This window comes from Gordonia sp. NPDC003424, from assembly GCF_053588655.1.
In genome coordinates this window covers 16,474-27,821 of the sequence record NZ_JBSFQJ010000007.1, presented here as the reverse complement: position 1 = coordinate 27,821, position 11,348 = coordinate 16,474, and the positions used below count along the sequence as shown (strand labels likewise).

The 11,348-nt window shown below is 68.5% G+C and carries 11 protein-coding genes; 8 read left to right on the top strand and 3 right to left on the bottom strand.

All coding sequences use genetic code 11. The features are described 5' to 3' along the window. The first annotated feature begins 118 nt into the window (after positions 1-118). A complete protein-coding gene (locus ACWDTI_RS12165) occupies positions 119-790 on the top strand; it encodes a TetR/AcrR family transcriptional regulator (RefSeq protein ID WP_449738344.1) in 672 nt (223 codons plus the stop codon). Here ACWDTI_RS12165 and ACWDTI_RS12160 read toward each other — a convergent pair. Both ACWDTI_RS12160 and ACWDTI_RS12155 read right to left on the bottom strand, forming a co-directional pair. Then, positions 783-1,571, bottom strand: coding sequence for an MFS transporter (locus tag ACWDTI_RS12160; RefSeq protein WP_449738580.1), 789 nt, complete (start codon positions 1,569-1,571; stop codon positions 783-785). The genes ACWDTI_RS12165 and ACWDTI_RS12160 overlap by 8 nt on opposite strands. Before the next feature lie 45 nt (positions 1,572-1,616). Continuing rightward, on the bottom strand, positions 1,617-2,255 hold the full coding sequence (locus tag ACWDTI_RS12155) for an MFS transporter (RefSeq protein WP_449738343.1): 639 nt from the start codon (positions 2,253-2,255) through the stop codon (positions 1,617-1,619). A gap of 191 nt (positions 2,256-2,446) precedes the next feature. On the opposite strand from ACWDTI_RS12155, the gene ACWDTI_RS12150 reads away from it, so the two are divergent. Then, positions 2,447-3,055 carry a TetR/AcrR family transcriptional regulator gene (locus ACWDTI_RS12150; protein WP_449738342.1) on the top strand — a complete coding sequence of 203 codons (609 nt, stop codon included), beginning with the start codon at positions 2,447-2,449 and terminating at the stop codon, positions 3,053-3,055. 87 nt (positions 3,056-3,142) lie between these two features. Here ACWDTI_RS12150 and ACWDTI_RS12145 read toward each other — a convergent pair whose 3' ends face one another. Continuing rightward, positions 3,143-4,438 (bottom strand): hypothetical protein, encoded by a 1,296-nt coding sequence (locus ACWDTI_RS12145; protein WP_449738341.1) that lies wholly within the window; start codon positions 4,436-4,438, stop codon positions 3,143-3,145. Between the two features lie 127 nt (positions 4,439-4,565). Here ACWDTI_RS12145 and ACWDTI_RS12140 point away from each other — a divergent pair, with 127 nt between their 5' ends. From ACWDTI_RS12140 to ACWDTI_RS12115, 6 genes are all read left to right on the top strand, one after another. Beyond that, positions 4,566-5,831 (top strand): aspartate kinase, encoded by a 1,266-nt coding sequence (locus ACWDTI_RS12140; protein ID WP_449738340.1) that lies wholly within the window; start codon positions 4,566-4,568, stop codon positions 5,829-5,831. 2 nt (positions 5,832-5,833) lie between these two features. Beyond that, positions 5,834-6,859 (top strand): aspartate-semialdehyde dehydrogenase, encoded by a 1,026-nt coding sequence (locus ACWDTI_RS12135; RefSeq protein WP_449738339.1) that lies wholly within the window; start codon positions 5,834-5,836, stop codon positions 6,857-6,859. Between the two features lie 51 nt (positions 6,860-6,910). Beyond that, entirely contained in the window at positions 6,911-7,939 is a 1,029-nt protein-coding gene (locus ACWDTI_RS12130) for a fused (3R)-hydroxyacyl-ACP dehydratase subunits HadA/HadB (RefSeq protein ID WP_449738338.1), read from the top strand. Positions 7,940-7,957: 18 nt separating this feature from the next. Continuing rightward, a complete protein-coding gene (locus tag ACWDTI_RS12125) occupies positions 7,958-8,446 on the top strand; it encodes a gluconokinase (protein WP_449738337.1) in 489 nt (162 codons plus the stop codon). Between the two features lie 55 nt (positions 8,447-8,501). Then, on the top strand, positions 8,502-9,788 hold the full coding sequence (locus tag ACWDTI_RS12120) for a lipase family protein (RefSeq protein ID WP_449738336.1): 1,287 nt from the start codon (positions 8,502-8,504) through the stop codon (positions 9,786-9,788). 144 nt (positions 9,789-9,932) lie between these two features. Then, positions 9,933-11,327, top strand: coding sequence for a hypothetical protein (locus ACWDTI_RS12115; protein WP_449738335.1), 1,395 nt, complete (start codon positions 9,933-9,935; stop codon positions 11,325-11,327). Positions 11,328-11,348 lie beyond the last annotated feature (21 nt).

Here is an 11,348-nt window from a genome sequence, read left to right as displayed (position 1 = left end):
CACACAAACAGATGTACGGCGTCCATGGGGCGAGCCCGCGTACGCCGTACGCTTGACGGTACGAGAATGAGTACGCTGTACGCAAGTGAATTGTTCCCGAGCCCTGGAGAGGAGGGGCGTGGCCGAGCAGCGCACCGGCAAGCTCACCGCCGACGCCATCGTCGACACCGCGATCGAGATCGCCGACCGGGATGGCCTCACGGCGCTGTCGATGCGTCGCGTCGCCGACGAACTCGGCGTCGGCGCCATGTCGCTGTACCGGCACGTCGCCGACAAGACCGCGCTGATCGGCTCGATGGTCGCCGAGATCGGACGTCGGTTCCCGTATCCCGTGCACGAGCCGGGCCCGTGGACGTGGCGGGAGCGCGTCGCGATCGCCGTCGACCTCGACTGGGACCTCTACCAGCAGCATCCGTGGGTGGTGCTGGCCTACGCGACCCCGCGATACAGCTTCGGGATCGACTCGCTCGAAGGGCTGGATTGGCTGGTCGCCGGATTCCTCGAGCTGGGGGTCGACGTGGTCCGGGCCACCGAGATGACACTGACCCTGTGGAACTACGTGAACGGCGTCGTACTGGCCACGGTGAGCGAACAGTTCCTCGGCGCCGATACGCCCGACGAGGAGTCGAGCGGCCTGGCGGATCTGATCGCCGGGCGCACCGCACCGCATCTCGCGCATCTCGGCGGGTTGTCGTCGACACCCGACGCAGCGCGGCTCACCGACCCGAGGGCACTCCTCGATGCCGGCGTCGCCGCGCTGTGTGCGGGCTTCGAGGCGACCGCTACCTGACCCGCACCGCCTCGGTCGCGGTTGCGGAGCGTTGGCCCTGGGTGACGGCCATCAGCACGCCACCGGCGACGATCAGCAGACCGGCGACGAACACCGTCACCGACATGCCGTGCGCGAAACTCGCCGCCGACGGGGCCGCCCCCTGGGTCGCCGCGCCGAACACCGCCACCATGACCGCGAGGCCGACCGTTCCCCCGAGTTGCTGAGACGTGTTCACCAGACCCGACGCCGCACCGGCGTCCTCCGGATGCACACCGTGCAGGGCGGCCGTCGTCAACGACAGGAAGGCCATGCCGCCGCCGGCGCCGACGAGGATGAACGGGCCGAGCAGGGACAGGTACGGCGTGTGGGCGTCGAGACCGGTGAGCCAGAACAGGCCCGCCGCGGCCAGACCGAACGACGTGATCAGCAGCGTCCGCGTGCTGAACCGGTCGGCCAGTACCCGCGCGGTGAGCTGCGACGAGGCGAACGTCGCCGCCGTCATCGGCAGATAGGCGACACCCGTCTCCAGCGGACCGTAGTGCAGGACCTCCTGCATGTACTGCGTCAGGAAGAACATCATGCCCATGAACCCGGCGACCATCACCAACCGCCCGGCGTGCGCCGAACTGCGGGACGCGCTGGCGAACAGGCGAAGCGGGGTGATCGGCTGCACCACGCGATTCTCGGTGTAGACGAAGCCCGCGATGAGGGCGGCGCCGACCGCCAGCGCCACGATTGTGACCGACGATGACCAGCCGTGTTCGGCGGCGTTGACCAGGCCGTAGACGATCGCCCCGATGCCGACGGTGGAGTAGAGCGCGCCCTGCAGATCGAACGAGCCGCTCTACCGGGCCGTGCGGGGCAAGGAGGCGAGCCCGGCGATGATCACGACGAGACCGATCGGGACGTTCACGAAGAAGACCCACCGCCAGTCGAGCCACTGCACGAGCGCGCCGCCGAGGACCAGACCCAGCGAGAAACCGCCGATCGACACGGCCGTGAACAGTGCCAATGCGCGGGTGCGTGCAGCGCCCTCGTCGAAGCGCGTCATCAGCAGCGCCAAGGCCGCCGGTGCGGCCACCGCCGCCCCCATGCCCTGCACGGCACGCGCGACCAGCAGCATGCTCGAGTCGGTGGCGAACCCGCCGAACATCGACGCGGCGACGAACACGGTCAGTCCGTACAGGAAGGTGGAGCGACGGCCCACGATGTCGCCGAGGCGGGCGCCGAGTAGCAACAGGCCGCCGAAGGTGAGGGTGTAGGCGTTCAGCACCCAGGACAGGTTCGAGGTCGAGAAGTCAAGGGAGCGTTGGATATCGGGCAGTGCGACGTTGACGATCGTCGCGTCGACGACCACCATCAGCTGGCAGCCGAGGACGGCCAGGAGAACGAGGGCGTCAGTGTTGATCCGGGAGCGAAGCCGTGCGCCGCGGGAGATCTCCCCGAAGTCGCCGGAGCGCTCGATCGAAGGCGAAAGAGACATGGAGGAACTCTTCTCGAGTAGGGATCATCTGTGCATCGGCATTGATGCGGTTGGGGTGATGGGTGGGTTACACTCGACACCGAAACGGAAGCTTCCTCCGATTAATATACGGAGGATTCCTCCGGTTAGCAAGTGGGGTGTGCTCGTCGTCGTGTCGGCGGGTGCCCGAGGAGATATGAGGAGTGAGTGCCGTGGCCGCGGGACCGACGCAGAAGGGATCGACACCGAAAGGGTCGACACCGAAGCGTCCGACGCGCGCGGACGCCGCCCGCAACTACGACAAGCTGGTCGCGGCGGCGGAGGAGTTGTTCGCCACCGAGGGAACCGAGGTGGCCCTCGACAAGGTGGCCGCCCAGGCGGGCGTCGGCATCGGCACGCTGTACCGGCACTTCCCCAACCGGACCGCGCTGCTCGAGGCGACCTTCCGCAGCTACTCGGCGCACATCGTCGACGACGGTCGGCGGCTGTTGGAGACCGAGTCGGCGCAGGCCGCGCTCGAGGGCATGTTCAACGCCTACATGTCGACCGCCGGGACGAAGAAGGGCATGAAAGAGGCGATCCTCGCTGCGGTCGGTGACGACGCCCAGGTTTTCGAGGAGACCCGTACCCGGTCGGCCGAGTTGATGACCGCGATCCTGGCTGCCGGCCGCCGCGACGGCGTGTTCCGCGACGACGTCGAACCCGCCGACATCTCGCGGTTGTTGGGCGGTCTCTCGATGACGTGCACCGCGGGTGACACCGAGGAGACGCGGCGGCGGCTGATCCGGGTCGTCATCGACGGGTTACGTCCGCCGGGCTGACCAAGAACCGCTCCCTCAGGCGGCGCCGAGGGGCATATCCCCTCGGACCGAGCCCACAGGGCCGATCTTGGTCGCACTCGCCTCCGCTCACATCGCGTGCGGGTACACCGTCAGCATGTGCGCGCCGAACCAGGCACTGCCGAGCACGACCGGGACCATCGCGGCCACCGCCACCTCGGTGCGCCACTTCGCGAGCACCATGGCGACCGGTACCAGCAGCACGAACGCCGGCAGGAGCAGCCGGGCGCGGCTCATCATCAGTCCGCTGGACAGCACGATCGACGCCACCACGAGCGTCCCGTAGAGCAGGACCGGCCAGGGCAGGCGTGACCAGGCCGCGATGACCAGCATCGCGAGCGTGGACAGGATGATCCACGCCGTGGCGACAGGGGCCACCTCGCCGGAATGCACGAGTGTCTCGTTGACGAAGCCGAACGTGGTGCGTCCCCAATCGAACTGGGTGCCCCACCCCTCGGTCTGGATGCGGAACCAGCCGGTCGGTGATCCGGTGTGCGCCCACACGACGGCCAGGTAGCCGAGGTAGCCGAGCGGGCTGAGCGCCACCGCCGCCCAGGCACGCCAGCCGTCGCGGCGGGCCAACACCGCGGCGAGGATGACGACCACGATGAGGACGACAGCGGTCGGCCGGCTCGCACCGGCGGCCAGCGTGCACAGTCCGGCCAGCAGCCACCGGTGCTCGAGAACCCCGACCAGCGCCCACACCGCGAGCGCACAGAACAGCGCCTCGGTATAGGCCATGTTGAGCACCACCGACATCGGCGTCGCGGCGAACAGGACGACCAGGAACATCCCGGTGCGTCGTGGGCTGACGCGCCCGATCGGCGATTTCTCGGCCATCATGTGGGCGCATCGGGCGCCGAGGCGCGCCGCGCCCACCGCCGCGAGGCAACCGAGGATCAGGTTGACGGTCAGGGCCGCGCCGAAGGGCGTGATCAGCGGTAGCTTGGCCACCGCCCCGACGAGATACGGGTATCCGGGGAAGAAGGCGTACGCGGTGTCGGCGGTGTGCAGCCCGCGGGCGTCGGTCTGGGAGTACGGGACGTCGGCGTAGCCATACCGGGCGATCGCGAGCATCCACTTGCCGTCCCACAGCCACAGGCTGTCGCCGAGCGTGGTCTCCCGGAGCTGCGCGAACCTGGCGAGCATGAGGATGCCGATGGCCCGGATGGCGAGGAACACCAGGATCGGTTCCCCCCAGGAGTGCCACGCACTCGGGCCCGTACGCGTCGGCGCCGACCTCGGGGTCGACCTCGGCGTCGGTCGGCGTGACCTGGCGTCACGGGACGGGCGGGGGCCGGGACGTGCGGAACGCCGTACACGATGATCGTCGGGGCTCGCGCCGACATCGGTTCCGGTGGCCACCTCAGCGATGGTAGGCGGTCGGACTGCGGCAGCGTTGGCGCACGCGGCGAGAGGCACCGATTCGGGTGGCGGCCCGGCCCGCCGGTAAGGTAGTCGCGCAGCCCTCAACCTGAGAAAGGCGGTCTACGTGGCACTCGTGGTGCAGAAATACGGCGGATCCTCGGTCGCGACGGCCGAGCGCATTCGTCGTGTCGCCGAGCGCATCGTCGAGACCAAGAAGCAGGGCAACGACGTCGTCGTGGTGGTGTCGGCGATGGGTGACACCACCGACGAGCTGCTCGATCTGGCGCAGCAGGTCAATCCGACGCCCCCGCCGCGCGAAATGGACATGCTGCTCACCTCCGGTGAGCGGATCTCCAACGCGCTGGTCGCCATGGCCATCAGCTCGCTGGGGGCGCAGGCACAGTCGTTCACCGGCTCGCAGGCCGGCGTCATCACCACCAGCAGCCACGGCGCGGCCAAGATCATCGACGTGACCCCGGGCCGCGTCCGCAGCGCCCTCGACGAGGGCAACATCGTGCTCGTCGCCGGCTTCCAGGGCGTGGCGCAGGACACCAAGGACATCACCACCCTGGGTCGCGGCGGTTCGGACACCACCGCCGTCGCGCTGGCCGCCGCGCTGGAGGCCGACGTGTGTGAGATCTACACCGACGTCGACGGCATCTACACCGCCGACCCGCGCATCGTCTCGGACGCGCGCCGGCTGGAGACCGTCTCCTTCGAGGAGATGCTGGAGATGGCCGCCTGCGGCGCCAAGGTCCTCATGCTGCGGTGCGTGGAATACGCCCGCCGGTACAACGTTCCCGTTCACGTGCGCTCGTCGTACTCGACCAAGCCCGGCACCCTGGTGGCCGGATCGATGGAGGACATCCCCGTGGAAGAAGCCATTCTCACCGGCGTCGCACACGACCGCAGCGAGGCCAAGATCACCGTCGTCGGACTGCCGGATCAGCCGGGGTATGCCGCCCGGGTATTCCGTGCCGTCGCCGATGCCGACATCAACATCGACATGGTGCTGCAGAACATCTCGAAGGTGGAGACCGGCAAGACCGACATCACCTTCACCCTCCCGCGCGAACTCGGCCCCAAGGGCATGGAGATGCTGAACAAGTTGCGCGACGAGATCGGCTTCACCGACCTCTTCTACGACGACCACATCGGCAAGGTGTCGCTGGTCGGCGCGGGCATGAAGAGCCATCCAGGGGTGACCGCCACATTCTGTGAGGCGTTGGCGAACGCCGGCATCAACATCGAACTGATCTCCACCTCGGAGATCCGGATCTCGGTGCTGTGCCGCGACACCGAGCTCGACGACGCGGTTCGGGCGCTGCACGCGGCCTTCGATCTCGGCGGCGAAGAAGAAGCCGTCGTCTATGCGGGAACGGGGCGTTAGCCATGGGTGCACGAATCGGAGTCGTCGGCGCAACCGGTCAGGTCGGCGGTGTCATGCGAACCCTGTTGGCGGAGCGCAAGTTCCCCGCCGACGAGGTGCGATTTTTCGCCTCACCGCGATCGGCGGGCAAGAAACTGCCGTGGGGTGACGGCGAGATCGTCGTCGAGGACGCGGCGACGGCCGACCCGTCCGGTTTGGACATCGCGTTGTTCTCGGCCGGCGCCACCATGTCACGTGAGCAGGCGCCGCGATTCGCCGCCGCGGGGGTGACCGTGATCGACAACTCGTCGGCATGGCGCAAGGATCCCGATGTGCCGCTGGTGGTTTCGGAGGTCAACGGCGAGCTCGCGCAGAATCCGCCGAAGGGTATCATCGCCAACCCCAACTGCACCACCATGGCCGCGATGCCCGTGCTCAAACCGTTGCACGACGAGGCGGGCCTGCAGCGACTGATCGTGTCGAGCTACCAGGCGGTCTCCGGCAGCGGCCTGGCCGGTGTCGAGGAACTCGCATCACAGGCCCGTGCCGTCGCCGATGACGCGGAAAAGCTTGTCTACGACGGTAGTTCGGTCGATTTCCCGGCCCCGAACAAGTACGTCGCGCCGATCGCGTTCAACGTGGTCGCGCTCGCCGGCGCACTGGTCGACGACGGGTCCGGCGAGACCGACGAAGATCAGAAGCTGCGCAAAGAATCCCGCAAGATCCTGGGGCTCCCGGATCTGCTGGTGAGCGGCACGTGCGTGCGTGTGCCGGTGTTCACCGGGCACTCGCTGTCCATCAACGCCGAGTTCGCCAACCCGCTGTCGGTGGCGCGCGCGCAGGAGATCCTGTCCGCCGCACCCGGAGTGGTGCTCACCGACGTCCCGACGCCGCTGGCCGCCGCCGGCAAGGACGAGTCGCTCGTCGGCCGGATCCGCCAGGACCCGGGCGTCCCGGACGGTCGCGGTCTGGCCCTGTTCATCTCGGGTGACAACCTGCGGAAGGGCGCCGCCCTCAACACGATCCAGATCGCCGAGCTGCTGGTCTGACCACGCACTCGGGCATCCTCCGTCCACTCACGACAGATCGGCACGATCACCATGTCCGCACCTGATGCCCCGGCCATCGCCGATCGGCTCGGCCACTACTACCAGGTCGACGGCACCTACCTGGTCGGTCGCGAGAAAGTGCGCGAGTACGCCCGCGCGGTGCAGGACTATCACCCGGTCCACCGGGACGAGTCCGCTGCTGCCGCAATGGGTTACGGCGGCCTGGTGACACCGCTGACGTTCACGTCGATCCCGGCGATGTCGGCCAACCGGCAGTTGCTGGAAACCGTCGTCGTCGGGTACGAGACCTACGTGCAGACCGAGCAGGTGTTCGAGCAGCACCGTCCCATCGTCGAAGGTGACGAACTGACCACCGACGTGGAACTCACCGGGGTGCGTCGGATCGCCGGTCGCGACATGTTCACCATCACCAACACGTTCACCGATGCTGCCGGTGAGACCGTGCACTCCATGCACACCACGGTGGTCGGCGTGACCGGCGACGATGTCGACGCCTCGATGACCGACCTGGCCCGCAGCCTGATGGTCCACGACGTGACCGTGTTGTCGACCGACGCGGTGGGCGCCGACTACCACAAGACCGTGCGGCCCGATGTCCCGCAACGGATCTCGACCGGCGGCGACGATCGCACACCCGGCTCCCGGCGGTTCGACGACCTCGCCGTCGGCGACGAGCTGCCGCTGCGGCATGCGCGGCTCTCGCGTGGCGACCTGGTCAACTACGCCGGTGTCTCGGGCGACGGCAACCCGATTCACTGGGACGAGCCGATCGCCAAGGCGGCCGGGCTCCCCGACGTGATCGCCCACGGCATGCTCACCATGGGGCTCGGCGCCGGCTTCGTCTCGGCGTGGTCGGGCGATCCTGGGGCGGTCACCCGGTACGCGGTGCGGCTGTCGCAGCCGGCGGTCGTACCCGCGCTGGGCGGCGGCGACATCGAGTTCAGCGGCCGGATCAAGTCACTCGATCCGGAGACCCGCAGCGGTGTCGTCATGCTCGTCGCGAAATCCGGCGGGCGCAAGATCTTCGGGCTCGCAACCATGAACATCCGCTTCCGCTGATCGGCGGTCGCCGCGCGTATGCGATCGCCGATCGTCGTCATGGGTATCTCGGGCTGCGGGAAGTCGACGGTGGGTGCCGCACTCGCGCAACGACTCTCCGTACCCTTCGCCGACGCCGACGATCTGCACCCGCCGTCGAACCTCGCCAAGATGACCGCCGGCCGACCGCTCGACGATGACGACCGGTGGCCGTGGCTCGACACGGTCGGCGAATGGCTGGCTCGGCATCCCGGCGGATGCGTGATGAGCTGCTCGGCCCTCAAACGGGCCTACCGTGACCGGCTGCGGTCACATCAACCGTCGACATGGTTTCTGCACCTTGCGGGCTCGGCGGACCTCATCGCCGAGCGTCAGGCACATCGCCCCGGCCACTTCATGCCGCCGGCGCTCTTCGCATCACAGGTGGCGACGCTGGAACCGCTCGAATCCGACGAGTCCGGCATGGTGATCGACGTCGGGCGGGGCGTCGGGGACATCGTCGACGAGACTGTGCGACTCCTTCGATGACCACGTGGTGACTGCCGTCACGGGATCACGTTACCGTGCGGTAAGTTACTGGTCCATGAAACAAATCAGGGGGATCATCTCAACGCGGAAAGCGGGGTTACGCCGCACCGCGGCCGTGGCCACCAGTGGCGCGCTCGTAGCCACCGGACTCGCACTCGCGGCACCGACCGCGGCGGCGGCCGGTGACTTCTACTCACCGCCCGCCCGCTACACAACGACGCCCGGAGCGATCATCCGCAGCGAGCCGAGCCCACTGCTCCTGCAGATTCCGGGGGTCGCCAACCAGTGGCCGGGCACCGGTACACGCATCATGTACACGTCGCGGTATCAGGACGGAAAGCCCGCGGCGGTCACCGGCACCGTCGTCGAGCCGACCGCGCCGTGGCGCGGAAGGGGTCCGCGGCCGACCGTCGTGATCGGACCGGGCACCATCGGTCAGGGCGACCAGTGCGCCGGGTCCAAGATGATGAGCCTCCCGATGGCGATCGACCCGTCGAAGCCGAGCATCGCGATCAATTACACCGCGCTCGAAATGAATCTGATGCTGATCAACGGTGTGCGTGTGGTGATGACCGACTACATCGGGATGGGCACCCCCGGCACCCACACCTACGTGAACCGCGCCGAATCCGGACACGCCATGCTCGATGCCGCACGGGCGGCGCTGCGGGTTGCGCATGCACCGAAGAACGCGCCCGTCGCGTTCTCGGGATACTCGCAGGGTGGCGGGGCGGCGGCGTCGGCGGCCGAACTCGCCGGGAGCTACGCGCCCGAGCTGAACGTGAAGGCCACCTACGCGGGCGCACCGCCGGCCGACCTCGGCAAGGTCATCGATCGCATCGACGGCACCGCGATCGCGGGCGCGATCGGCTACGCGATCAACGGCCTCGAGGCGCGTTACCCGACGCTCGCCACGGTCGTCGATCGGGAAACCAACGCATCCGGCCGTGCGGCGCTCGAGCAGGTGTCCGGGCAGTGCATCGGCGACACGATCCTGACGCACGGATTTCAGCGCACCGGTTCCTGGACACGCTCGGGCCAGTCGCTGTCCGCGGTGATCAAGCGCTACCCCGCGGTGCAGAAGATCGTCGACGAGCAGCGCATCGGCCGGCTCAAGCCGAATGCCCCCGTGCTCCTCGAGGGCGGCATCAGCGACGACGTGATCCCGTACGGCCAGGTCGCACAGCTCTACCGCGACTGGCGGGCGCAGGGCGCCGACGTCTCGATGGTGACCAACCCGATCCCGCCGATCCTGCCGGGACTGGTGATCAACCACGCTGTGCCGATGCTCACCACGCTGCTACCGGGAACACAGTTCATCCTCACGCATTTCGACCGGTGATGTGCTGACCCTTTCGTTGGCGAACGAGCGGAGCCGGACTGCCGCTCGCAGGCGTTCGGGAACGACGGGCGTTCGGCACAGCGGTCAGGTGTGGTTGGCTGATCGCATGATTCGCGATGCGCGGCGGCAGACCCGGCGTCGCCGATGGGGATTGGGGATTGCGCGGTCGCGGCGGTTGTCGGGCTGGCCGGATCGCCGGCGGCGCCCGCCTCCGCCGCGCCGCCGACACCCGGCCTCGGCCCTGTCGGTACATCGCTGATGCATGGCGACCTGTGGTCGACGGACTCCACCCCGTACCCCGGCCCGGGGCGCTCCGCCCATGTAGCCGCGTCGTCGGTCCCGGGAGGTGCGTGCGCCGCGACGTTCATCGGCCACGACGGTATGCCGGTATCGCTGTGCACCCAGTACGTCGGCGTCTCGCCGCCGACCGTGGCCGTCTCCACCGTGACCCTGTTCGACCCGGCGTCCGCGACGCCGCTGGCACGGTCGCAACTCGCGAAGGGCGGGTTGCTCGGCGGGGTCTACGGGTATCTCGACGATCGCGACCGTGTGGTGGTGGCCGACGGTTCGGGATCGATTCTGCGTGTCGCACATCGCAAGTCGCGCAGCGGATGGCAGGTGTATGTTGCCGACCGCGTCGACGTGGCCGCACACATCCCGGCCGGCGACTCGATAACCGGCCTGGCCCCGGACTTCTCCGGCCGGATCTGGTTCGCCACCACTCACGGCGTGGTCGGGACCGTCGATCCGGCAAAGCGGGTGCGGTCCATGCATCTGCCCCGGGGTGAGGACCTTGGCAACGGTCTCTCGATCCGGGCGACCGGCGCGTCGATCCTCACCACTCATGCGCTCTACGAGATGCGAGCGGGTGTCGACGGCATGCCTCGGGTGGTGTGGCGCCGGGCCTATGACCGTGGCGCCGCACGTCGGCCGGGACAACTCACCTGGGGATCCGGCACGACGCCAACCTATTTCGGTCCGGGAGGCGACGGCTGGGTGGCGATCGTCGACAACGCGTCGATCCCGCAGTTGATCGTCTACGACTCCGACACCGGCACGACGGTGTGCCGGATGCGGGCCTTCGGCACGTCGGGGCAGGGCACCGAGAACTCGCCGATGGCCTGGGGTGAGTCGCTCGTCATCCCCAGCACCTACGGCTACCAGTACCCGCCGATGGCGGTCAGCGGTCCCAGCGTGCCGCCGGATGCACCGTTCATCGGTGGGTCGACCCGCATCGACGTGTCGACGCGGGGATGCCATCGGGTGTGGGAGAACAACGACCGGCTGGCGTCGTTGCCGAAGCTGTCGCGCGCCGACGGCATGATCCACGGACTCGGGTACGGCGCGTACCGGCCGGGCATCCAGCAGCTCGGCCCGATCTACTATCTGGCAACCGATTTCGCCACCGGACGACGGGTCGCCACCGTGCGGGTGGGCGACGGACCCGTCGACGAACCGCTGGAACTGACCGGGACGATCGGCCGCGACGGCACGCTGTGGCAGGCGACGGTCGGGCGGATGCTCAAGATCGCTCGGTAATGCGTGGGCGCCGCAGTGCAA

What these genes read in the sequence shown, in the direction of transcription:
- ACWDTI_RS12155 (WP_449738343.1), bottom strand. Translation starts at nt 2,255, where the DNA reads ATGTCTCTTTCGCCTTCGATCGAGCGCTCCGGCGACTTCGGGGAGATC.
- ACWDTI_RS12120 (WP_449738336.1), top strand. Translation starts at nt 8,502, where the DNA reads ATGAAACAAATCAGGGGGATCATCTCAACGCGGAAAGCGGGGTTACGC.
- ACWDTI_RS12135 (WP_449738339.1), top strand. Translation starts at nt 5,834, where the DNA reads ATGGGTGCACGAATCGGAGTCGTCGGCGCAACCGGTCAGGTCGGCGGT.
- ACWDTI_RS12130 (WP_449738338.1), top strand. Translation starts at nt 6,911, where the DNA reads ATGTCCGCACCTGATGCCCCGGCCATCGCCGATCGGCTCGGCCACTAC.
- ACWDTI_RS12115 (WP_449738335.1), top strand. Translation starts at nt 9,933, where the DNA reads ATGGGGATTGGGGATTGCGCGGTCGCGGCGGTTGTCGGGCTGGCCGGA.
- ACWDTI_RS12125 (WP_449738337.1), top strand. Translation starts at nt 7,958, where the DNA reads ATGCGATCGCCGATCGTCGTCATGGGTATCTCGGGCTGCGGGAAGTCG.